Here is a 21,797-nt window from a genome sequence, read left to right as displayed (position 1 = left end):
GAAGAGCCTACTTCGTCTCGGCGGGGACGCTCTCTTTCACCAGTGGTTTCGCCGCTCCCGAAAACAGTCCGGATGCCACGACCAGCGCGACCAGGATGAACAGGGTGTTCAGCAGGCCGATGTGCTCGCTGATGAGGCCCAGAACCGGCGGGCCGCCGAGGAAGGCGATGTATCCGATCGTTGCCGCCGCGCTCACGCGTGCTGCCGCCTTCGCCGGGTCATCCGCCGCCGCCGACATGCCCAGCGGGAAGCCGAGCGATGCACCGAGGCCCCACAGTGCGGCGCCGAGGAAGGCGAGCGGAAGCGAGGGGGCGAGGATGAACAGCAGGATGCCGCCGGCTGCTGTCACTGCGAGCACTCGAAGCACGAGCACCCGGCCGAAGCGGTCGACGAGCGGTCCGCCGAAAACCCGCACTGTGGTCATGCACACCGAGAACACGGTCAGGGCGGCAGCGCCCATCGCGGTTCCACCGCCGTGGTCCTCAGCCGTGCCGAGTGCGAGCCAGTCGTTCGCTCCGCCTTCGGCGAACGACATCCCGAGCATCACGACGCCGAGGGCGTAGGTGCGCGGTTCGCGCCAGGCAGCCAGCGCGTCGTGCATCCGCTCGCGCCAGTGCGGCTTCTCCCCTGACTCTTCCGGGTCGAGCGTGGCTTCGCGGTCCGGGACATTGGCGAAGCACACGAACGCCAGGACCAGGATGACCGCGGTGATCACGGAGGTGTGCACGACGACAGAGAGCTGGGCGTCAGCCGCCACCCAGCCGAGTCCCGCTCCGATCACCGTGCCGAAGCTGAAGAAGGCGTGGAACAGCGGGAGGATCGTCTTCCCCGCCGCCTGCTCGATCGCGGTCGCCTCGACGTTCATCATGACGTCGAGGGCTCCGTTGCCGAAGCCGAACAGTGCGAGACCGACGATCACGATCGGGAACGACATGAGCACGGTCGTGCCGATTCCGACGAGCGCCAGGCCGATGGACAGCATGATCATCATCGCCAGCATCCCGCGGCGCGCACCCGTGCGCGCCATCACCGCGGGTCCGGTCGAGATGCCGAGGATCGACGCGATGCCCATGCCGAGCAGCAGCAGACCGATCTGCGCATTATCGATCTCGAGCATTCGCTTGATGTCAGGGACCCGCGAGGCCCACGTCGCGAACGACATGCCGCTGGCCAGGAAGATCGCGAAGACCGCGTTCCGCCAGCGCGAGTACTGCGCGCGAGTGAGCGTGGATTCCATCCCCACAGCGTATCGAATCGATTCGATAGGTGAAACCCGGAGCGGCTATCCTCGAGATATGACCGCAGCATCCGCACCGCGTCGGGCGACTCTGTCCGATGTCGCCCATGAGGCCGGAGTGTCCACATCGACAGCATCCGTCGTCTTCAGCGGCAAGACGAAGGTGTCAGACGCCACCCGCACGCGCGTGCTCGCGGCGGCGGATGCCCTCGGATACACCGGCCCCGACCCGATGGCTGCTTCCCTCCGCCGTGGCCGGAGCGGAATCGTCGCCGTCGTCCTCGAAGGGCACCTGCGCACCGCGTTCCTCGATCCGGTCACGATTCCGATGATGGACGGTCTCACCGACGGTCTCGCCGATCTCGGTGCCGGCGTGCTGCTGCTGCGCGATGAGCCCGGTGACGACGGGGTGTCTTCCCTCAACACTGCGCCGGTCGATGCGGCAGTGCTGATCGGATGCTCCGCTCGGTTCCGAGCATCGCTGGACATCGTGCGCGGCAGAGGGCTGCCCGTTGTCGTGATCGAAGGCGACGCCGGCGAAGGCATCCCACGCATCACGCTGGACAATCACGATGCGGCGGCAGACATCGCCGGCCACATCAGGGACCTCGGTCACACGCGCGTCGCAATCGTCACGCTGCCACCGGGAGGCGACCGTCAGCGCGGACCGATCACACCCGAGCGGCTTGTCCTGGCCACGGTGGAGATCACCGTCGAGCGGCTCGATGGCGTGCGCGAGGTTTATCCCGACGCGATGGCGCTCGCGACGAAGGCGAGCTCGATCGATGAGGGTGTGATCGCCGGGCGCACGCTGCTCGCGGACCCCGCGAACCGCCCCACCGCCGTCCTCGCGCAGAGCGATCTGCTCGCGGTGGGCGTGATCCGCGCGGCAGAAGAGCTCGGGCTGCGCGTTCCTGAAGACCTCAGCGTCGCGGGCTTCGATGGCGTCCGCGTCGATGGCATCGGCGACCACGTGCTCACCACGATGGTCCAGCCCGCGGTCGAGAAGGGGCGTGCGGCCGGCGAGCAGATCGCACGGATGCTGCGTGGAGAGCCGGCCGAGTCGGTGCACCTCACGTGCCGATTTCGTCAAGGAACCACCACCGGCGCTCCCGCACGCTGACGGTTTCGCATCGGGGAGAGTCAGCTCCGGGTAAACTGGGAGAAACCCGCCCGCCTGTGCCTTTTCCGGCCGACGAGCCCTTGAGGAGCCGCCGATGATCGTGCTCCTTGCGGTGTTCCTCCTCGGGGCTCTCGTTCTCCCGGTTCTGGTGCGCTGGCTCGGAGCACAGGCTTTCGCGGTCGCGGCTCTCGTTCCTGCTGCGGCGTTCGTGCACGCGCTCACTCTGACCCCGCAGGTGCTCGCGGCGGATCCCTCGCCGTTCGAGTCCGTGGCGTGGATCCCGCAGCTCGGCCTGAATCTGTCGATGCACATGGACGTGCTCGGCTGGGTGCTCACTCTGATCGTCACCGGCGTCGGCGCACTGGTGCTGTTGTACTGCCGCTGGTACTTCTACGACGACACCACTGATGTCGGACAGTTCGCCGGCGTGCTGCTCGGCTTCGCGGGAGCGATGTACGGGCTCGTCCTCACTGACGACATCATCATGCTCGTGATGTTCTGGGAGATCACCAGCATCCTCTCCTACCTGCTCATCGGCCACTATCGCCGGCGTGCAGCCAGCCGTCGTGCCGCACTCCAGGCCCTGCTGGTGACGACTCTCGGCGGTCTGGTCATGTTCGTGGGGGTCGTGCTGCTCGCGGTCGACACCGGAACGACGAGTATCTCCAGGATCCTGGAGATCGCGCCGTCCGGGCCGCTCGTCAACGCCGCGATCGTGATGCTGCTGATCGGTGCGCTCAGCAAGTCGGCGATCTTCCCGTTCCACTTCTGGCTTCCTGGCGCCATGGCTGCTCCGACCCCGGTGAGTGCGTATCTGCACGCGGCGGCGATGGTGAAGGCTGGCATCTACCTGATCGCGCGGTTCGCTCCAGTCTTCGCGCTGTCGGCGCCGTGGCGGCCGATCGTCATCTCGCTCGGTGTGTTCACCATGCTGCTCGGCGGTTTCCAGGCGCTGCGTGAGACCGACCTCAAGCGCGTGCTCGCATTCGGCACGGTGAGTCAGCTCGGCTTCTTCACTGTCATGGTCGGCTACGGCACGCAGGCCACAGCGCTCGCAGGACTCGCACTGGTCATCGGGCACGCGCTGTTCAAATCGGCGCTCTTCCTCATCGTCGGCGTCATCGACCGTCAGCTCTCCACGCGAGATATCGGCGAACTGTCCGGCGTCGGCAGACAGGCGCCGGTCATGGCGACCGCGGCATTCATCTCGGTGGCATCCATGGCAGGGATCGCCCCGACGATCGGATTCGTCGCGAAGGAGTCCGCACTCACCAGCCTGCTGGACGACGCGATGGGCGGATCGGTCTGGGGCCTCGTCGCCTTGATCGGCATCATTCTCGGTTCCATGCTGACTGCGGCATATGGCGTGCGGTTCCTCTGGGGAGCGTTCTGGCGCAAGCGCGATAAGCAGGGGGCACCGATGCCCGACACGGTCTGGCCGGACCCGCCCGTCGGATTCCTCTCGGCGCCGATCATCCTCGCCGGGCTCACTCTTGCTGCCGGCCTCGGCGCCCCGGCGCTCGACGTAGCGCTGCACGGTTATGCGGTCACCGCCATTCCCGGCCTGGACCCCGAGGGCATGCCCACCGAGGGCACCGGTCACCTCGCGCTGTGGCACGGGTTCGAGCCGGCGCTGGGCATCTCGATCGCATCGATCTTGCTCGGGATCGGGCTGTTCCTGCTCACTCGCCGCACTGGCTGGGACGCCAAACCGCGCATGCTGCCGTTCACTGCGGCAGACGCATACGCGTTCGTGATGAGAGGCGTCGACCGGCTCTCGGTCATCACCACGACACTCACCCAGCGTGGTTCTCTGCCGGTCTACGTGGGCACGATCTTCGTGGTCGTCGTCGCCGCCGAGGTCACCGCCCTTCTCGCGAGTGATGTCGACCAGCTCAATCTGTCGGCGTGGCACACCCCGACGCAGATCGCCGTCGCACCGATCATGGCGATCGCCGCGGTCTTCGCCGTGCAGGCACGCAAGCGCTACACGGGCGTCGTACTCGTCTCGGTCACCGGCCTCGGCATGGTCGCGCTCTTCGCGACGAGCGGCGCTCCTGACCTCGCCCTCACGCAGATCCTCGTCGAGACCGTCACCATGGTCACCTTCGCGCTCGTACTTCGCCGCCTGCCATCGCGCTTGGGTGAACACAACGAGTCAGTGTCGCGCATCCCGAGGGCGCTTCTGGCCATCGGCACGGGCCTCACGATGGCGTTCGTCGTCATCATCGCGACGCAGTCGCGCGTCGCCGAGCCGATTTCGATCGATTTTCCCGAACTCGCTTACAAGCTCGGACACGGACAGAACGTCGTCAACGTCGCGCTGGTGGACCTCCGCGGCTGGGACACGATGGGCGAACTGTCTGTTCTGGTGCTCGCGGCGACGGGTGTGGCGTCCCTCGTGTTCGTCACCCATCGCGCCGACATGCTCTCGGCCCGCCCCGCCCTTCCCAAGCAGGTTCGGCGTCGAGCGCGGATCATGCCGCTCGTCGAGACGACAGAGGGTGTGCGCTTCCAGACCGCGGAGAACCGCAGCAGCCCTCGTGCGTGGCTCGTCGGCGGCCAGCAGATGAAGCCTGAGAACCGCTCGATTCTGCTCGAGGTCATCGTGCGCATCCTCTTCCACACGATCATCGTGGTGTCGATCTATCTGCTCTTCGCCGGCCACAATCAGCCCGGTGGCGGTTTCGCCGGCGGCCTGGTCGCCGGAATGGCGCTGGTAATGCGGTACATCGCCGGCGGCCGCTGGGAGCTCGGGTCCGCGGCGCCCACCGATGCCGGTCGCCTGCTGGGCGCGGGGCTGCTGCTCTCGGTCGGAACCGCCGTTATCCCGCTGTTCTTCGGTCTTGCACCGCTGACCAGCACGTTCTGGGAATGGGAGATACCCGGTATCGGTCACATGGAGTTCGTCACTTCGACGGTGTTCGACATCGGCGTGTATCTGGTTGTGATCGGTCTCGTGCTCGATGTGCTGCGCAGCCTCGGTGCCGAGGTCGACCGTCAGGCGCAGGAGCTGCGCAGCCGGGCAGTGAGCGCCTGATGGATGTCTCGCTCACCCTCATCATCGTCATGGCGATTCTCTTCGCCGCCGGCGTCTACGCGATGCTCGAGCGCAGCCTGACTCGCGTGCTCATCGGATTCATGCTGCTCGGCAATGCGACGAACCTGCTGCTGCTGATCGTCATGGGCGTGCCGGGCAACGCCCCCTTCTTCGGGTACAGCGACCTCAGCGACCCCCTTCCCCAGGCGCTCACGCTCACAGCCATCGTCATCACGTTCGCGGTCACCGCATTCCTGCTCGCGCTGATCTACCGCTCGTGGCAGCTCGGCCAGGCCGACACCGTCGAGGACGACGAGGCAGACATCGCGCTTCGCGCACGTACGGATGCTGACGAAGACGTGCTCGACGACGATGAGGACATCGACGACGAAGAGGCCACCACCGACTTCGTCGACGTGCGCACCTCGCCCATCACCGTGCTGCACATGCGGGATCACCCGTCGATTCACGATGACGCGCCCGTCGACCGGTCATGGGATGCCGCGGCATCCGCCCCTTCGGCTGACAACGTGACCGACGACGAGGCTGACAACGTGACCGACGACGACGAGGGGGACCGCAGGTGAGCGCGCTCGTCCCGCTGCTCGTCGCGCTTCCGCTGCTCGGCGCTGCCATCACCCTTGTCTTCGGGCGGAGCCCCCGACTGCAGGTGCTTGTCACCGTGGCGAGCCTCACGGCCGTCGCCGTCATCGCGGCCGTGCTGCTGTTCGTCGTCGATCAGGGCGCACCTCTCGCGGTCTCGGTGGGCGGGTGGCCGGTGCCGTTCGGCATCGTGCTCTACGTCGACCGGCTCGCAGCGCTCCTCGTGCTGATCTCCAGCATCGTGCTGGTCGCGGTTCTGCTCTTCTCGATCGGTCAGGGTGCCGCCGATGGCGCGGATGAGACCCCGATCTCGATCTTCAACCCGTCGTATCTGATCCTCGCCGCCGGGATCTTCAACGCCTTCATCGCCGGCGACCTGTTCAACCTCTACGTCGGCTTCGAGATCCTGCTGGTCGCGTCGTACGTGCTCATCACCCTCGGCAGCACCGAGTCGCGCATCCGAACCGGCGCCGTGTATATCGTCGTCTCCTTGGTCTCGTCGATCATCTTCCTCGCGGCGATCGCGATGATCTACGGTGCGCTCGGCACGGTGAACATGGCGCAGATCGCCGAGCGGATGAGCGAACTGCCGCAGGACACGCAGCTCGTGCTGCACCTCATGCTCGTCGTGGCATTCGGGATCAAGGCCGCGATCTTCCCCGTTTCGTTCTGGCTGCCCGACTCCTATCCGACGGCACCCGCGCCGGTCACCGCGGTGTTCGCCGGATTACTGACGAAGGTGGGCGTCTATGCCCTGATCCGCACCGAGACGCAGCTCTTCGCCAGCAATGACATCAACACTCTGCTGCTGATCATCGCGCTGGCCACCATGATCGTGGGAGTACTCGGCGCTGTCGCGCAGGCCGAGCTCAAGAGGATCCTGTCTTTCACACTTGTGAGCCACGTCGGCTACATGATCTTCGGCTTGGCGATCGCGACGCCTGCGGCGATCGGCGCGACGGTGTATTACATCGTGCACCACATCATCGTGCAGACGACTCTGTTCCTGGCCGTCGGACTCATCGAGCGCCGTGCCGGCAGCACCTCGATCCTGAGAGTGAAGGGACTGCTGAAAGCCGCACCGCTGATCGCCGTGCTCTATTTCGTCCCCGCGATCAACCTCGGCGGTCTTCCTCCGTTCTCGGGATTCATCGGAAAGTTCGCGCTGTTCGATGCTGCGGCCGAGGTCGGCACCCCGATCATGATCGTGCTCATCTTCGCCGGCATCCTGACCTCGCTCCTGACTCTCTACGCGCTCATGCGCGCGTGGAACCTCGCGTTCTGGCGCGAGGAGGAGGACTCCACCGAGACCGACGGTCGCGTCTCGTACCTCGGCAACGCCCCGGCCGCCGACGAGCAGCAGGAACGCCGCCGCATTCCGAAGATCATGACGGTCGCGACCGGCGGGATGGTCGGTGTCACACTGATGCTCACCATCTTCGCCGGCCCGCTCTACGAACTCTGCGCGAGCATCGGCGAATCGCTGCTGCAGCCGGTGAACCTCATTCAGCTCGAAGAGGAGGCGAGCCCGTGAGCCCGGAGAGCAACCCCCGCGCCATCGTGCGCGACATCCTTATGCAGCTGCCGTTCCTCGCCTGGCTGATCGTGCTGTGGATGCTGGTGTGGAACCAGTTCACGGTGCTCTCTTTCGTCACAGGCCTTCTGGTCGCGATCTTCGTCACGCGCGTCTTCCGGCTGCCGACGATCGAACTGTCCGGACGCATCAACCTCTGGTACGTGGTGCTGTTCGCCGTGCAGTTCGTCTGGGCGATCGTGCGCGGTGCCGTTGCGGTGACCATCCAGGTGTTCGACTTCCGGCGCCAGCCTGGGGCTGCCATCATCGGCGTCGACCTTCGCTACGCGGATGACCTGATCATGACGCACGTCTCTATCACGGCGTCGCTGATCCCAGGCTCGCTCGTCGTCGAGACCGACCGAGACCGCGGCATCCTGTATCTGCACGTGATCGGCGTGCGCAATCTCGACGACGTCGAGGAGCAGCGCGCGGGCGTGCTGAGGTGGGAGCGCCGGATCGTTCGGGCGCTCGGAAGCCCCGCGCAGTATCGTGCACTGAAAGCCGACGAGCGGGCGGAGGGCAAGGCATGAACTGGCTCATGTTCGTGATCTTCGTCGTCTTCAGCGTCGCGGCGCTGCTGACGGTGATCCGCATCATCCGGGGTCCGTCGATTCTCGACCGTGCCGTGGCATCCGATGTTCTCCTCACCGAAGTGATGTGTGTGATCGGGGCCGAGATGGCCATCAACGGGCACACCCGCAGCATTCCGGTGCTGCTGATCATCGCCGCCGTGGGCGTGTTCGGGTCGATCGCTGTCGCACGATACGTCGCGCGAAGGGACAACACGACCTCATGAATGTCCTCGGCTTTGAAATTCCGGATGCTGTCATCGACATCACCGTGCTCGTCTTGATCCTGCTTGGTGCACTGCTGTGCCTCTCGGCCGCGGTCGGACTGCTGCACTTCCGTGCCGTGCCTTCGCGACTGCACGCGGCCACGAAGCCGCAGGTGCTCGGCCTCATGCTGATCTGCCTGGCCATCGCGCTGTCGCAGCGGTCGGTTGGCGGAATTCTGCTCGGGGTCGCACTCGTCGCCCCGATCGTGCTGATGCAGTTCGCAACCGCACCGCTGTCGGCCCATATCGTCGGGCGTCAGGCCTATCGCAACGGAACGTCCGAGGAGCGCACGCTCGTCGTGGACGAGCTCGCCGAATCGAAGCAGACCCCGCCCGCCGCGGGGTGAGGGCACAGAGGTAACAGATGAGTGCACGGCCAGGGTGGTACGACGCCGGGGTCCCGGGGCAGCAGCGCTGGTGGGACGGCGTGCAGTGGACCGCCCATGAGCGTGCGGCCGCAGTGGCGCTGCAGCCGGCACCTGTGGTGCAGACTGCACCGATGGGCTGGTATCCCGTGGTGGGGACGGCGGATGTTCGGTGGTGGGACGGCGCAGGGTGGACACCGTACCGTCTTCGTGCGGGCTCGCCGCGACCGGACGCGATTGCCATCGAACCCGGTTCCACTGGCGTCGCGCTCGGCATCATGTTCATCGTGCTCAGCGTCTCGCAGTTCGGTATCTATCAGCTCCTTGATGAGCCCTTGTTCACCCTCGCTCCCTTCCTGTTTCTCATCGCGGGGATTCTCTGGTTGATCGGCGGCATCCACGCCAGCCGGGTGCGGAAGCTCGCTGCACCCACGACGGCGCCGGTGTTCGATCCGCTGACGCGGCCGCTGCCGGGTGAGATCGAAGGCGCGGGCGCCGGCTGGTTCCCCGTGTCAGGGCAGATCGCACGATGGTGGACCGGTGCCCAGTGGAGTCCGTACATCGCGCAGAAGTTCGGGGTGCGGCCGACCCACTACGGGTCGCGCGCCTACCGGAACTCGATGATCCTCGGGTGGGTGCTCGTCGGGCTCGGCGTGCTGGCAACACTTCTCGGCGTCGTCTTCGTGGGCGCGGTCGGCTGGGCGGCAGCGGTGATCATCATCCCTGCGGTGGTCTTCGCCTTCGTCGGTGGCGTGGTGCTGCTGATGGTCTACATCCGCCGCTACACGTTGATTCTGCCGACGCAGGCCCCGCCGCTGCGCTGAGTTCCGCCGTTGCGCTCTGTCGCTGCCGGGGCGCTGTCGCCGCTGTCCTGCCGTCGTTGCCCCGCGCGCGCATAACTCCTGAGAAACTGGCCGAGTTGCCCGCAGAGTGACCGGGATTCCGGGGATCCGGCAAAAAGTTCAGGAGTTGTGCAACGGGGCGGCTGGGGCTGATTCCTTCTGCACCGTCGAGCAGGCTCAGGAGTTATCCACGGAACGTGGGTTCGCGGCGGCGGCGTCCGCCGCATTGCGGGCACGATTCGGTGGATGATCAAGAACAAGACAGCTGCACTCCGCTCCGAGCTCTATGCGCAGATGGTGTTCTCGCGTGCTGACCTGCTGCAAGGCGGCGCGAGTGGGCACGAGATCACGCGTGCCGTGAACGCAGGGCTGCTCCTTCGGCTACGGCGAGATCATTATGCGCATCCGGACATTGACCCAGACGTTGCGGAAGCAGTGCGGGTGGGCGGGCGTCTGGCGTGCGTCACGCTTTTGCAGAAGCTCGGCGTCTTCGTCTTGAACGCAGCCTGTCTGCACATCTTTATCGCCCCGGACACGTCGCGTATTCGTGCTCCTCGGTTGAGATCCACGGTGCTGCATTGGTCCCGCCGCTCGCAGCGCGGTAAATCGAGACATGTCGTCTCGCTCAGGGATGCCGTCCTTCAGGCGACCCTCTGCCAGGACCCGCGCGCCGCCATCGCCACTCTCGACAGTCTCCTGCATCTGCGTCTGGCAACCAGGACGCAGCTCATCGGCTTGTTCGAGCTGCTCCCGGTGCGGCTGCAGCCGATCCTGAGTCTGGTCGACGGCACGGCCGAGTCTGGTCCAGAGACGTATATGAGGCTGATTCTTCGCACGCTCGGAGTGCGCTTCGAGACGCAGGTGGTGATCCCAGGCGTTGGGCGGGTGGACTTCGTCATCGAAGGATGGCTGATCATCGAGTGCGACAGCAAAGAATTCCATGAGGGGTGGAACAAGCAGGTCGAGGATCGGCGCCGTGACATCGCCGCCGCGGGACTCGGCTACACGACGATCCGACCCATCGCATCTGACATCTTGTACGACTCACCGAGTGTTCGGCAGAAGATCTCAGACGTCCTGGAGGCTTTCGCGCAGCCAGCGCGTCGCCGCCGCGTTGCATAACTCCTGAGAAGCTGGTTCAAACGGAGAGGACCCGGCCGGAAACATGCGGAACTGGCAAAAAGTTCAGGAGTTATGCAGCGAGAAGCGGGCAACAAGGGAGAGCCGGGGCAGGGAGAGCCGCGTCAGAGCGAGCCGCGGAACTCCGTGATCAGGTCGGCGGCGAGCTCGGCGTCGCTGATCAGCGTGCCGTGGCCGTGGTCGGGGATCTCCTTCAGATCGGCCGGTCCCGGCACGAGGGAGACGATCTCACGGCACCACGACACCGGCGCCAGGGGATCGCGTTCGCCGCGCAGCACGAGCACGGGGCACTTCACCTGCGCATACGCCTTCTCGGGTTCGTGCACCACGGTCGCACGGATCTTCCTGATCAGGTGCGGGCCGCCGCGCAGATATTCGCGCGCGCCGCGCCACAGCACGATCGGACGCTCGCCGATCAGGTCGCGCAACAGGTAGGTCGCCTGCTCCCGCACGCTGCGTGAAGCGCTGTTCACAGTCGGGCCAGCCAGGACGAGTCCGGCGATGAGGGACGGATGCCGCGCAGCGAGCTCCGCACCGATCTGACTGCCCATGGAGTGGCCGATGATGACGGCATCCGAGACGCTGATGCTGCGCAGGAACGCCGCAATGAGGTCCGCGTGCCGGGCCATCGTCAGCGTTCGATCCGGCTCCGGCGCTTCACCGAAGCCGGGCAGATCGAGCGCGATGATGCGCCCAGGAAGGCGTTCGATGAAGTCGAGGTAGACGCTGCGGCCCATGCCGATGCCGTGCAGCAGTACATACGGGTGCTCGCCGGTTCCGAAGTCCTCTGCGACGAGCGTCGCCCCGCCGTGCTCGAACTCGACGATGGATGCGGGAACACCCTCAGGAGCAAGCAGACGTTCTGGCACCATACGACCCTAACGCGTCACGCCACGACTGAGAGGTCAGAGCACGGCCGAGAGGAAGTCCCTGGTCCGTTGCTCCTGCGGGTTGCTGAACATCTCTTGCGGCGACCCCTCTTCGACGACTCGGCCGCTGTCGAACATCAGCACCCGGTTCGACACGTCACGCGCGAACTGCATCTCGTGGGTCACGATCAGCATCGTCACATCGGTCTCACGGGCGACGTCGCGCAGGATGTTCAGCACTTCGCCGACGACCTCGGGGTCCAGCGCGCTGGTGACCTCGTCGAGCAGGAGGATCTCGGGTTCCATGGCGAGAGCCCGCGCGATCGCCACGCGCTGCTGCTGTCCGCCGGAGAGCTGAGTCGGGTGCGCGTTCTCCTTATCGGGGAGCCCCACCTTCTCGAGCAGCGCACGGCCCCGCGCCAGAGCATCCTGCTTCGACATTCCGAGCACGTGCACCGGGGCCTCGATGATGTTCTCGATCACCGTCATGTTCGGGAAGAGATTGAACTGCTGGAACACCATTCCGATCCGCTTGCGCATCTCGTTCTTGTGCTTCTCCTTCAGCTCGACCCGCTTGCCATCCTTCTCATAGTGAGTCAGCGGCTTGCCGTCGATGTAGACGTACCCGGCGTTGGCCTCTTCCAGCGTCATGACCAGACGCAGGATCGTCGTCTTGCCCGATCCGCTCGGCCCGATCAGGGTCACGCGGTCCCCCTTGCGCACGGTGAAGTCGAGATCGTGCAGCACGACGTGATCGCCGAAGCGCTTCTCGACCTTGTCGAAGCGGATGGCGGGGACGTCGCCGTCGTCCAGTGTGATGGCACCGGTGTGGGTATCAGGATTTGTGGGCAAGGCGCTTCTCCAATCGACCGATCAGCAGGGAGGTGGGGTAACTCGCGGCTAGGAACAAGAGGCCGGCGAGAGTGATCGCTTCGACGTAGCGGAAGTGTTCGCCACCGTAGAGCTGCGCGGTCTTCACCATGTCGGCGACGAAGATGACCGACACGAACGGCGTCTCCTTGAACATGGAGATCACGTAGTTGCCTAGGGATGGGACCGTCGCCCGTACCGCCTGTGGGATGACCACCGCGGTCCACGTGCGACGGCGCGACATCGACAGGGCCGTCGTAGCCTCCCACTGTCCGGGGGCGATCGAGTCGATCCCCGCGCGGTATACCTCGGCCATATACGTGGCGTAATGGATGCCGAAGATCGCAATGCCGATGATGATCGGCGGGATGTCGACGCCGAGCGCGAGCAGTCCGTAGAGGCCGAACAGCAGCTGCACCACGATCGGTGTCATCCGGATGAAGTTCATCACGAAGGTCACGATGGCGGCGACTGGTCGAGGAGCGCTGCGGCGGACCAGAGCGATGAGCAGCCCGAGGACAGCCGCGATCGCGCTGCTGACGACGGTGATCACCAGAGTGACGGTGAGGAAGCTCCAGAGCATGTCGGGCAGCGCGCCCCAGACGTGGTCCCAGTTCCAGGGGAAGGAATCGTCGGACATCACACGCTCCCCTCTGGTTTGGCGATGGCCTCGGGCTCGGCGACGGTCTCAGGGGCGGCGACCGTTTCGCGCCACCGAGTGCTCTGGCCGAGCCGGTGCTTGGCGCGCGCTTCGAGCGCGTTCATGATGAGCGAGAGAAGATAGGCGATGACGAAGTAGATGATGAGCCCGAGCGTGTAGGCGAAGAAGACGTCAGTGTTGATGCGCAGCTTGTTCAGCTCGGCGGTGAGGTCGACGATCGTGATCAGATAGACGACCGCAGTGCCCTTCAGAAGCTGGATGAGCAGGTTGTTCAGCGACGGGATCATCAGTGCCCATGCCTGGGGGAAGATCACTCGCCACATGCGCTGCGTGCGCGACAGGCTCAGCGCCGTCGTCGCCTCCCACTGCCCGGCTGGCACGGAGTTGATCGATCCGCGCACGACTTCGGCGCCGTAGGCGCCGTAGTTCAGACCGAGTGCCAGGATTCCGGTGAACACCGGCGGCAGCTCGAGGTTGAACGGGGGGAGGGGCAGCACGAAGAAGAAGAAAAACAGCTGAACGAGCAGCGACGTGCCGCGGAAGAACTCGATCACCACGCGGGCGAACCCGCGCAGCAGGATGTTGTCGAACCGGGCGAGCAGCCCGAGTCCGATAGCGATGATGAACGCCAGCAGGGCGCCGCCCACGGTCAGCTCGAGGGTTATGAGAAGCCCGTCGAGGATCTGAGGCAGCGCCCGCTGGAGCGCTTCGAGATTGTCAGTCACCGAGAGGGATGGACTCAGCCGAGTTCGCCAGCGCAGAGCTGCTCGGTGGTCAGATCTGCCGGCGGCAGGTTCTCCGCAGTGAATCCGAACGGCTCGACGAGGTCGAGGTACGACTGCTCGTCACCGGTGATCTTGGCGAGTTCCTCGTTGTAGGCCTTCAGAAGCGCGGTGTCGTCCTGACGGAACACCGTGGCACCGGCGCCGATCTGCTCGACACCGTCGATCACCTGCACGAAGGCTTCGGTGGTCTCGAGGTCGTCCATGTCCTCGGTCATCCAGTTCAGCGACACCGCGGTCAGGGCGAAGGCGTCGGCAAGGCCTGCCTGTACGGCCTCAAGGCCCGCGCTGGCAGAATCGACCTGCACCGTGTTCGTGATGCCGAGGTCCTTGGCGTAACCGTCTTCGATGGCTCCGGATTGCACGGCGAGCTTGATGTCGCCCGCTGCTGCGACGGAGTCGAGATCGCTGAGGTCCTTCGGGTTGCCCTTGGGCACGGCGAGCGTCGTGGTGTACATGATCTCGGGGTCGCTGAACGCTGCTTCGGCGCAGCGGTCGGGGAGGATCGACATGCCTGCGCTGATGACGTCCCAACGGCCCGCATTCAGTCCGGGGATCAGGTTGTCCCAGGCGACCTCTTCGACCTCGATGTTGTCGATGCCGAGATTCTTGAAGATCTGCTCGTGCATCGCGATCGTCGCGCCGGTGGGCTCGCCGTCTTCGACCCAGGAGTACGGCTGCTCTGAGGCGACGGCGAGCGTGATCGTGCCCTCCTCCTGTGCCTTCTCGAGCGTGCTCATCCCCTCGGTGTCATCGGAAGCGCAACCGGCGAGCAGGCCGAGAGCGAGGGTTCCGATCGCCGCTGCGGCGATGTTGGTTCGTAGCGTTCTCTTCGTCATGGTGCCCCAGACTAAAGAATCTGTCGGCATATGTACAGTCAGACGCGCAGATTGTCGACACGTATACAAAAATGTGATCTTCGGGCAGACTGAGTTGCCGAGTCGGCTTCGCTTCTGACCGCGGAGGATCGACAATGAGATGTTCGCTGTTTCACGCACGGCAAGACGGCAACGGTCGAAAGGGATATCCATGGCCTCACACACACCTCGCGCGGTGACGCCGATCTCGATGGTGCGCGTCGCGCGCCCCTCAACGGTCGATCTGATCACCGCGGAGCTGCGCAAGGCGATCTTCACCGGCGCGCTCCCGGTAGGAAGCCCCATCGGCGAGGTCGAGATGTCCTCCCAGCTCGGCGTCAGCCGCAGCCCGCTTCGGGAGTCGACACAGCGGCTGGTGCAGGAAGGCCTGCTGACAGCATCCCCGGGGCGAGGTATGCGCGTCAGCGTGATCCGTCCCGACGATGTCGCCGACGTCTACGACGCCAGGCTCGCGATCGAAGCACAAGCCGCACGGCTCATCATCAAGGCGGGTGCGGCTTCGGTGCTCGACGCACTCGAGGCCGCGTATGCGCACCTCGTCGAGCTCAGCGACGGCGACGACGCCATCGCCATCGGTGACGCCGACCTCGAATTCCACCGCCTGCTCGTCGACTCCGCTGGAAGCCGTCGCCTCTCGCACTACATGGCGACCCTCGTCATCGAGATGCGCATCGCCAGCTTCAGCGACCCGAACGGCTACGCCGTGCGGCGCTCGATCTCCGAAACATACCGCAGGCTTCTCGACGCGCTCGCCGCAAGTGACGCGGCTGCCGCTTTCGCAGCGCTTGAGCAGCAGTTCGCCGAGGCGGTCGCGCGACTCACCGGCAAGGACGAGAGCGTCGAGACGGTCGAGCGCGTGGTGACCGATGTGATCCCGACCATCACGCCGATCGAGATCACCGAAGAAGTCTGAGCTCTATTCCGCGGGCGTCAGCACCAGAGTGTCGACAGCAGCCTTGTCGACGGCATCCGGGCTGAAGGCCCATACCGTCTGGATGCCGGCGGCCCAGTCCTCGGTCTGATCGACGTAGTGCTGGTGGAACGCATGACCGGATGCTCCGGTGAGGTGGTTCCACGAGGATTCGTCGAAATCGGCGAGGTCGATGATCATGCGCATCGACGGCACGGTCGTCGTGGCGTAGGACTCGCCGATGCTCCACCCGGTGGCATTGACGACGGATGCTCCGCCGCCGACCGGGTACGGTCCGCGGTTGAACAGCGCCTCGATCGGTGCGATTCCAGAGGAGCCGAGCGTGTCACTGGTGAGCGTGATGGCATGCAGGTCGCCCCAATTCCACCGGGAGACGACATTGCCCTGCAGCGAGACGAGCTCATCGTAGGCCTGCTCGGCAGAGAGTGTGAGCATCTCATCCATGCCGTTCACGTCAATCTGCTCATTCGTCCAGAGCGGGTCGCTCGGATCGTCGAGCAGTGCGTCCATGACAGTGAACAGGCGGCTCTGGCTTCCGTACGGGAGCGGCTTCTCGCGGTTCGCGAAGACATTCATCACGAGGTTCGACCAGAGCACGTTCGCGTAGGCGGCGGCTGCGGAGTCGGCGTTGTTCTGCGCGTCCCAGGTGCGAAGAAGCGCGACGGCCTCCTTCGGGCCGTCGCCTGCGACCGTGACGTCGGCCATGACCGTCGCCAGCTTCTTGCCCACCCACATCTGGTTGTCGTTCTGGATATCACGCATGTCCTGCGCGGTGATGGGGCTGGCGGCAGCGGTGCGCTCGATGAGGTAGGCGATGCGAGCGGCACGATAGCCGTAGTCCCAGTCGCGCGAGAGGAAGTAGTCGTAGTCGTCCGTCACGATGGCGTTGTTCGCCGTGACGATGTAGCCCGACGACGGGTTATACGAGACGGGGAGTTCTTCGAACGGGATGTACCCCGTCCAGTCGTAGGCGCTGTCCCAGCCAGGCTGCGGCAGCCAGCCGTCGCCGGCGCCGCGGATCGGCAGCCGGCCAGGGGCCTGGTAGCCGATGTTGCCATCGATGTCGGCGTAGATGAGGTTCTGCGCGGGGACATCGAACTGGGATGCCGCGGCGCGGAAGTCCTCGAAACTCTGCGCCGTATCGAGCGCGAAGATCGCCGTTGCGGTCTTCCCCGGATCGAGCGCGGTCCAGCGCAGCGACACGGCGTACTCGCCCGTCATGGCAGCTGCGGCATCGGTCTCACCCTGCACGAGCGCATCGCCCTCTGCCCAGACGTCACCGTCGGCGAGCGCGGTGAAGTCGTCGGTGAGCCCCGAGATGATCGGGCCGTGCGCGGTGGAACGGATCGTCAGATCGATGTCTTGGCCACCCGCGACCTTCACGGTCTCTTCGCGCACGTCCAGTGGCACGAGCGCGCCGTCGCGCCAGTACGAGTCGCCGTCGATCTTCTCGATGTAGAGATCTGCGACGTCAGTGGTGAGGTTCGTGAAACCCCACGCGACCGTGCCGTTGTGGCCGATCACGACTCCGGGCAGGCCCGAGAACGAGAACCCGCCCACGTCGAACGGGCATTCGGCTGACACGGTCGAACAGCGCAGCTGCACCTGATACCAGACGCTCGGCAACGCCGCCCCGAGGTGCGGGTCATTGGCCAGCAGCGGCATCCCGCTCTCGGTGAGCTTGCCCGAGACGACCCAGGAGTTCGAGCCGATGCCCTCACCGGCATCGCCGACCAGCAGTCCCGCAGCTTCAATGACGCTGTCGGCCTCGGTCCACTCGATGGTCGTGATGGCGTTCTGGACCTCGGAGTCGCCGTTTGTGGTGAACGAGGCCGGCGCGGTATCTGTATCGGACTCGGGGGGAGCGACCGTGGACATCTTCGGCACGATCACCGGGTTCTCATCGAACGGATACGCAGGATAGAGCTTCTCGAGCAGCGCGAGGGTGTCGTCAGGAGTATCGGCGTCACCGGTCTCTGCGGCGAGCAGCGCTCGCTCGGTCTCCGACTCGACGTTGGTGCGCAGGTCCCAGGCCATGGCCTTCAGCCACGCCACCGAATCGGCGGGCACCCAAGGCTCGATCTCGTAGTCAGGGTTCTGTATTCCGAGGACGGCATATTCCAGCGAGACCTGTGCACCGTCGTGCCCTGACAGGTAGGCGTTCACACCGTCGGCGTAGGCCTCGTAGTACGACAGGGTCGTCTCATCGAGTGCGTCGACCTCCTGCTCTGCCACGTCGCGCCAGCCGAGAGTGCGCAGGAACATATCGGTGCCGGCCTGCGATTCGCCGAACATCTCCGAGACGCGGCCGCTGGTGACGTGGCGGCGGAAGTCCATCTCGAAGAACCGGTCCTGCGCGTGCACATACCCCTGGGCGTAGAAGAGATCGTCAGTGGAGTCGGCGGTGATCGTCGGGACGCCCAGCGCATCGCGCTGCACCGTGACCTCGGATTGCAGCCCGGTGAGCTTGAGCTCACCGGAGGTCTGCGGGAAGGAGCGCTGGATCGTCCACACGACGAAGAACGCGACCGCAACGGCGACGACGATGAGAGCCGCAACGACGATGAAGGCGATGCGGCCGATCTTCGCGCCGAGGCGCCGGGGTGCGGGGGGCTGAGGTGCAGTCGTCATTGAAGCTCTTTCAGGGTCACCAGTGAGATTCAGTCCCACTGAACCTCGGAGCGCGTTTCGGGTGCGCGCTCTGGAAGCCTAACCGATCAGAGTCGAATGACGTTCGCGTTCAGTCCGTGCCGGAGTCGAAAGCCGCGCCTTCGGATGCGGCATCCACAGCGTCCGCGAGGGCTTCATCCTCGGCATCCGAGGTTGCGCATCGTGAGCTGGCCGACTCGCGCAGCATGAGCGACTGCGGCTCGAGCCAGCGGCCCTCGTACATGAGGCGATCGAGGCGGCGACCCTGCTCGTGGTAGGTAGCGAAGGTGGGTGGTGGTTCGGGTGGGTAGGTACGCAGTAATCGTCCCCGAACCCGTAGCGCTTACCAGTCCGCGACCGAGCCGTCTGCGCGGAAGAGCTGCGGCATCTCGATCGTCATTTCCGGATGAGCGGCGCAGAGCTCGAGATCCAGCTCGACGCCCCAGCCGGGCCCGGTCGGTACCGGTAGGAAGCCATCCTCCACCTTGAGCGGCTCGGTGATGATCTCATCACGCCAGTCATTGAGGAACAGGCGCTCCTGGATCAGAAAGTTTGGCAGGAGGGCGTCGAGATGGAGCGAAGCCACGGTTACGAGAGGACTCATCGGCGCATGCGGGGCGGCCCAGGCGCCGAACGAATCGGCGAGCGCCGCGATGTCCCGTGCTTCAGAGAGTCCGTGGCAGTGCGCGAGGTCGGGCTGGACGACCGCGAGGGCATCCTGCTGCAGGTAGGGCAGCACTTCCTCCTTGGATGAGAGCCGTTCGCCCGCGGCGAGCGGCATCGACGCCACGCGCGCCACACGTCTCATATCGTTGACTCGGTGGGGCTGGACGGGCTCCTCGAAGAACAGGAGGCCGAGGTCGCTCATCGCCTCAGCCAGCTGGATCGCCAAATCCGGGTCGTAACGACCGTGACCGTCGAACATCAGCGGAGCCTCCGGCCCCACCGCATCCCGGATCGCCTCGCCGATCGTGACGACTTGACGCACGAGCTCGAGATCGCGCAGCGGCCAGCCAGTGACGGCGACGCTGAACTTGAACGCGCGGTAGCCGTGGTCTTGTGCCGCCAGCGCGCGGTCGGCGACCTCGGAAGGATCGGTGGATCCGCCGGACCATCCGTTCGCGTACACGCGCACCCGGTCGCGGACGGCGCCGCCGAGCAGGGCGTGCACCGGCATGCCGGCGTGCTTGCCGGCGATGTCCCACAGCGCCAGCTCGATACCGGCGATCGCACTGCCCTTGACCACGCCGCCGGTCCAGAACTTCTGGCGACGCAGCCGGAGGGTGAGGTCGTTGATTCGAAGAGGATCCTGGCCGATGACAAGCGCCCGGAGGTCTTCAAGAACACCGCGCACCGAGCTGTCGTGACCTTCCAGGGTCGCCTCGCCGAGACCCGTGATGCCCTCGTCTGTGTCGACGAGGACGAAGAGGTAGTTGCGGTTGGAGAGCTTGCCGGTGCCGGGCGTCGGTGCGCCGACGACGAGCGTGCGGATGTCGGTGATCTTCATCGGTGTCAGTCCTGACCTTGTAGGGGAGTGCGGCTCACTCTTGGGCGGAGATCGTGCGGCCACCGTCGACGACGAGCGTCTGTCCGGTGATGTACGAGGCGCGATCGGAGAGAAGGAACGTGATCGCCTCGGCGGCCTCATCCGGCCTGCCGATCCGACGAAGCGGCACCCTGTTCGCCACCCGATCGCGGAACGCCTGATCGCGCCGATCCCAGATAGCCGTGAGGATCGCGCCGGGCGCGACCGCGTTGACACGCGTCCCGGGTGCGAAGTCGACGGCGAGCTGACGGACGAGCGCTGTGAGTGCTCCCTTGGCGGCGGAGTAGACGGGGAAGCCGCTGAATCCGACGAGTCCGTGGATGGATGTCGTGAACACGACCGACGTGCCGTCGCTGAACGTCGGCGCCAGCGCGCGGAACCCGAGCACCGCACTATCCAGGGTGTACGACAGGCCTTCTCGCCAGACGTCCAGAGGCACTTCGTCGAGCCGGCCGGGTTCGTTACGGCCGACGTTGAACAGGCATCCGTCCAGCGTCTCCCAGGTGTCGTGGATCTTCGTAGCGACTGTCGTCCACTGCTCGGGCGAGGTGGCATCGAGCGTCGACGTGCGCAGGCGATCGCCCGCCTGATGGAAGTCGCTCAGTCTGCCGAGGCCGTCGGAGGAGATGTCGACCGCCCACACGTGCGCGCCGCGGGCCAGGAGGAGCTCGACCGTGGCGCGGCCGATCCCCGACGCGGCGCCGGTCACCACGAAGCGGCGCAGCATGAGTTCAACGGACAACGGAGGCCGCCGCAAGTGTGGCTCGGAAGACGAGCTGCGGCCGGGCGTCGATGGTGACGTTCCGGGTGATGTCATCCTCGATCTGCGCGATGAGCGCATCGCTGGCGGCGGCTCCCATCTCGTAGAGCGGGGTGCGCACCGTGGTCAGTGGGGGCGAGACGAATGCCGCGACGGGCATGTCGTCGTTCGCGATGATGGACAGATCCTCGGGCACGCGTACGCCGTGGGCGACGGCCCACCGGAGGGCGCCGATGCCCTGTGCCAGCGATGTCGCGAAGACGGCCGTGACGCCGTGCGCGAGAAGCTCGGGAAGGGCGCGGTAGCCGCCCTCCTCGGTGAAGTCGCTCGACACTGTCTCTAGGTGGGTGTCGCCGCGGTCCATGAGCTGCTGCATGGTCTGGGCACGCACATCGCTCGGCGCGATTCCTGGCGGGCCTGCGATGTGCCCAATACGACGATGCCCGTGCTCCTGGAGCGCCTGGACGGCGACCCGGCTGGCGGCTGCGAAGTCGTAGACAACGTTACGCGTCGATCCGGCGACCGACCGGTTCACGAACACGTGTCGGACGCCTCCGGAAGCGAGGCGTCCGGCCAGGGCGTCGCGACCGGAGGACGATCCGACGATGATGCCGTCGACGCGACCACCGTGGGCGAGAGAGAGCGCCCGGTCGGCGAGGTCTGCCCCGCCGAAGTCCTCGATGAGCAGAGTGAGGTAGCCGCGCTCCATGGCGCGTGCGTTGGCGCCTCGCGCGATCGTGGCGTTGCTGGGATTGTCCATCGATGGCGAAAGCATCAGGAGAGCTCTCGTGGGCACCCCGGCGAGAGCACGCGCGCCGCTATGAGGCACGTACCCGAGAGCGGTGGCAGCGGCGAGCACCGACGCACGTGTCTCGGGCTTGATCGAGAAGTTCGGATCGGAGTTCAGTACGCGGGACGCCGTGGCCTTGGAGACCCGTGCTTCACGGGCGACGTCGATGAGGCGCGCACGCTCTGCAGTCATTGTGACCATCCCTCTGTGCATTGACATGTCATTGGTCCGACTGTACTGTAAGCAAAAGTTCTAAGCAACCGGTTTACTGAACCGGTATCACACGCGTTCTACTCACAG

At 65.6% G+C, this 21,797-nt stretch carries 21 protein-coding genes; 10 read left to right on the top strand and 11 right to left on the bottom strand.

The window, feature by feature from the left end:
* Positions 1-7: 7 nt before the first annotated feature.
* Positions 8-1,237: an MFS transporter gene (locus ACTU6U_RS13645; protein ID WP_443469664.1), complete on the bottom strand. Its 1,230-nt coding sequence runs from the start codon at positions 1,235-1,237 to the stop codon at positions 8-10.
* Between the two features lie 58 nt (positions 1,238-1,295).
* Between ACTU6U_RS13645 and ACTU6U_RS13640 the strand changes: the two genes are divergently transcribed.
* The 9 genes from ACTU6U_RS13640 to ACTU6U_RS13600 all read left to right on the top strand — a co-directional run bounded on the left by ACTU6U_RS13640 (position 1,296) and on the right by ACTU6U_RS13600 (position 10,743).
* Positions 1,296-2,360, top strand: coding sequence for a LacI family DNA-binding transcriptional regulator (locus tag ACTU6U_RS13640; RefSeq protein WP_443469663.1), 1,065 nt, complete (start codon positions 1,296-1,298; stop codon positions 2,358-2,360).
* A gap of 94 nt (positions 2,361-2,454) precedes the next feature.
* Positions 2,455-5,400 carry a Na+/H+ antiporter subunit A gene (locus ACTU6U_RS13635; RefSeq protein WP_443469662.1) on the top strand — a complete coding sequence of 982 codons (2,946 nt, stop codon included), beginning with the start codon at positions 2,455-2,457 and terminating at the stop codon, positions 5,398-5,400.
* Entirely contained in the window at positions 5,400-5,987 is a 588-nt protein-coding gene (locus tag ACTU6U_RS13630) for a Na(+)/H(+) antiporter subunit C (protein WP_443469661.1), read from the top strand. The genes ACTU6U_RS13635 and ACTU6U_RS13630 overlap by 1 nt, the downstream gene beginning before the upstream one ends.
* Entirely contained in the window at positions 5,984-7,537 is a 1,554-nt protein-coding gene (locus tag ACTU6U_RS13625) for a Na+/H+ antiporter subunit D (protein WP_443469660.1), read from the top strand. Before ACTU6U_RS13630 ends, ACTU6U_RS13625 begins: the two co-directional genes overlap by 4 nt.
* On the top strand, positions 7,534-8,109 hold the full coding sequence (locus tag ACTU6U_RS13620) for a Na+/H+ antiporter subunit E (protein ID WP_443469659.1): 576 nt from the start codon (positions 7,534-7,536) through the stop codon (positions 8,107-8,109). Before ACTU6U_RS13625 ends, ACTU6U_RS13620 begins: the two co-directional genes overlap by 4 nt.
* The gene (locus tag ACTU6U_RS13615; protein ID WP_443469658.1) at positions 8,106-8,375 is read left to right on the top strand and encodes an MrpF/PhaF family protein; all 270 of its coding nucleotides are present in this window, start codon (positions 8,106-8,108) and stop codon (positions 8,373-8,375) included. The genes ACTU6U_RS13620 and ACTU6U_RS13615 overlap by 4 nt, the downstream gene beginning before the upstream one ends.
* Positions 8,372-8,761, top strand: coding sequence for a monovalent cation/H(+) antiporter subunit G (gene mnhG, locus ACTU6U_RS13610; RefSeq protein ID WP_443469657.1), 390 nt, complete (start codon positions 8,372-8,374; stop codon positions 8,759-8,761). Before ACTU6U_RS13615 ends, mnhG begins: the two co-directional genes overlap by 4 nt.
* 17 nt (positions 8,762-8,778) lie before the next feature.
* A complete protein-coding gene (locus ACTU6U_RS13605) occupies positions 8,779-9,603 on the top strand; it encodes a DUF2510 domain-containing protein (RefSeq protein WP_443469656.1) in 825 nt (274 codons plus the stop codon).
* A gap of 264 nt (positions 9,604-9,867) precedes the next feature.
* Positions 9,868-10,743: an endonuclease domain-containing protein gene (locus ACTU6U_RS13600; protein ID WP_443469655.1), complete on the top strand. Its 876-nt coding sequence runs from the start codon at positions 9,868-9,870 to the stop codon at positions 10,741-10,743.
* 122 nt (positions 10,744-10,865) lie between these two features.
* Here the strand turns inward: ACTU6U_RS13600 and ACTU6U_RS13595 are convergent, their stop codons facing one another.
* From ACTU6U_RS13595 to ACTU6U_RS13575, 5 genes are read right to left on the bottom strand one after another with little or no spacing between them, the layout of a single operon-like run.
* A complete protein-coding gene (locus ACTU6U_RS13595) occupies positions 10,866-11,633 on the bottom strand; it encodes an alpha/beta fold hydrolase (protein WP_443469654.1) in 768 nt (255 codons plus the stop codon).
* A gap of 33 nt (positions 11,634-11,666) precedes the next feature.
* Positions 11,667-12,482, bottom strand: coding sequence for an ectoine/hydroxyectoine ABC transporter ATP-binding protein EhuA (gene ehuA / locus ACTU6U_RS13590; RefSeq protein ID WP_443469653.1), 816 nt, complete (start codon positions 12,480-12,482; stop codon positions 11,667-11,669).
* A complete protein-coding gene (gene ehuD / locus ACTU6U_RS13585; RefSeq protein WP_443469652.1) occupies positions 12,466-13,140 on the bottom strand; it encodes an ectoine/hydroxyectoine ABC transporter permease subunit EhuD in 675 nt (224 codons plus the stop codon). The genes ehuA and ehuD overlap by 17 nt, the downstream gene beginning before the upstream one ends.
* Positions 13,140-13,886: an ectoine/hydroxyectoine ABC transporter permease subunit EhuC gene (gene ehuC / locus ACTU6U_RS13580; protein WP_443469651.1), complete on the bottom strand. Its 747-nt coding sequence runs from the start codon at positions 13,884-13,886 to the stop codon at positions 13,140-13,142. Before ehuC ends, ehuD begins: the two co-directional genes overlap by 1 nt.
* Positions 13,887-13,900: 14 nt before the next feature.
* A complete protein-coding gene (locus tag ACTU6U_RS13575) occupies positions 13,901-14,782 on the bottom strand; it encodes a transporter substrate-binding domain-containing protein (RefSeq protein ID WP_443469650.1) in 882 nt (293 codons plus the stop codon).
* Positions 14,783-14,972: 190 nt separating this feature from the next.
* Here ACTU6U_RS13575 and ACTU6U_RS13570 point away from each other — a divergent pair, with 190 nt between their 5' ends.
* On the top strand, positions 14,973-15,734 hold the full coding sequence (locus tag ACTU6U_RS13570) for a GntR family transcriptional regulator (protein WP_443469649.1): 762 nt from the start codon (positions 14,973-14,975) through the stop codon (positions 15,732-15,734).
* Positions 15,735-15,737: 3 nt separating this feature from the next.
* Here ACTU6U_RS13570 and ACTU6U_RS13565 read toward each other — a convergent pair whose 3' ends face one another.
* From ACTU6U_RS13565 to ACTU6U_RS13545, 5 genes are all read right to left on the bottom strand, one after another.
* Entirely contained in the window at positions 15,738-18,383 is a 2,646-nt protein-coding gene (locus ACTU6U_RS13565) for a penicillin acylase family protein (protein WP_443469648.1), read from the bottom strand.
* A gap of 109 nt (positions 18,384-18,492) precedes the next feature.
* Positions 18,493-18,645: a hypothetical protein gene (locus ACTU6U_RS13560; protein WP_443469647.1), complete on the bottom strand. Its 153-nt coding sequence runs from the start codon at positions 18,643-18,645 to the stop codon at positions 18,493-18,495.
* Between the two features lie 99 nt (positions 18,646-18,744).
* Positions 18,745-19,908 carry a mandelate racemase/muconate lactonizing enzyme family protein gene (locus tag ACTU6U_RS13555; protein ID WP_443469646.1) on the bottom strand — a complete coding sequence of 388 codons (1,164 nt, stop codon included), beginning with the start codon at positions 19,906-19,908 and terminating at the stop codon, positions 18,745-18,747.
* A 34-nt stretch (positions 19,909-19,942) separates the two neighbouring features.
* Entirely contained in the window at positions 19,943-20,689 is a 747-nt protein-coding gene (locus ACTU6U_RS13550) for an SDR family NAD(P)-dependent oxidoreductase (protein WP_443469645.1), read from the bottom strand.
* A complete protein-coding gene (locus ACTU6U_RS13545; protein WP_443469644.1) occupies positions 20,679-21,689 on the bottom strand; it encodes a LacI family DNA-binding transcriptional regulator in 1,011 nt (336 codons plus the stop codon). The genes ACTU6U_RS13550 and ACTU6U_RS13545 overlap by 11 nt, the downstream gene beginning before the upstream one ends.
* Positions 21,690-21,797 lie beyond the last annotated feature (108 nt).

Source organism: Microbacterium zouquanmingi (genome assembly GCF_052266695.1).
Lineage (GTDB): Bacteria > Actinomycetota > Actinomycetes > Actinomycetales > Microbacteriaceae > Microbacterium.
This window is presented reverse-complemented; position numbering and strand designations above follow the sequence as displayed.

Coding starts and splice junctions, on each gene's coding strand:
- ACTU6U_RS13600 (WP_443469655.1), top strand. CDS start 9,868: ATGATCAAGAACAAGACAGCTGCACTCCGCTCCGAGCTCTATGCGCAG.
- mnhG (WP_443469657.1), top strand. CDS start 8,372: ATGAATGTCCTCGGCTTTGAAATTCCGGATGCTGTCATCGACATCACC.
- ACTU6U_RS13545 (WP_443469644.1), bottom strand. CDS start 21,689: ATGACTGCAGAGCGTGCGCGCCTCATCGACGTCGCCCGTGAAGCACGG.
- ACTU6U_RS13635 (WP_443469662.1), top strand. CDS start 2,455: ATGATCGTGCTCCTTGCGGTGTTCCTCCTCGGGGCTCTCGTTCTCCCG.
- ACTU6U_RS13645 (WP_443469664.1), bottom strand. CDS start 1,237: ATGGAATCCACGCTCACTCGCGCGCAGTACTCGCGCTGGCGGAACGCG.
- ACTU6U_RS13565 (WP_443469648.1), bottom strand. CDS start 18,383: ATGACGACTGCACCTCAGCCCCCCGCACCCCGGCGCCTCGGCGCGAAG.
- ACTU6U_RS13560 (WP_443469647.1), bottom strand. CDS start 18,645: ATGTACGAGGGCCGCTGGCTCGAGCCGCAGTCGCTCATGCTGCGCGAG.
- ACTU6U_RS13555 (WP_443469646.1), bottom strand. CDS start 19,908: ATGAAGATCACCGACATCCGCACGCTCGTCGTCGGCGCACCGACGCCC.
- ACTU6U_RS13575 (WP_443469650.1), bottom strand. CDS start 14,782: ATGACGAAGAGAACGCTACGAACCAACATCGCCGCAGCGGCGATCGGA.
- ACTU6U_RS13630 (WP_443469661.1), top strand. CDS start 5,400: ATGGATGTCTCGCTCACCCTCATCATCGTCATGGCGATTCTCTTCGCC.
- ACTU6U_RS13605 (WP_443469656.1), top strand. CDS start 8,779: ATGAGTGCACGGCCAGGGTGGTACGACGCCGGGGTCCCGGGGCAGCAG.
- ACTU6U_RS13570 (WP_443469649.1), top strand. CDS start 14,973: ATGGCCTCACACACACCTCGCGCGGTGACGCCGATCTCGATGGTGCGC.
- ehuD (WP_443469652.1), bottom strand. CDS start 13,140: ATGTCCGACGATTCCTTCCCCTGGAACTGGGACCACGTCTGGGGCGCG.
- ACTU6U_RS13615 (WP_443469658.1), top strand. CDS start 8,106: ATGAACTGGCTCATGTTCGTGATCTTCGTCGTCTTCAGCGTCGCGGCG.
- ACTU6U_RS13595 (WP_443469654.1), bottom strand. CDS start 11,633: ATGGTGCCAGAACGTCTGCTTGCTCCTGAGGGTGTTCCCGCATCCATC.
- ACTU6U_RS13640 (WP_443469663.1), top strand. CDS start 1,296: ATGACCGCAGCATCCGCACCGCGTCGGGCGACTCTGTCCGATGTCGCC.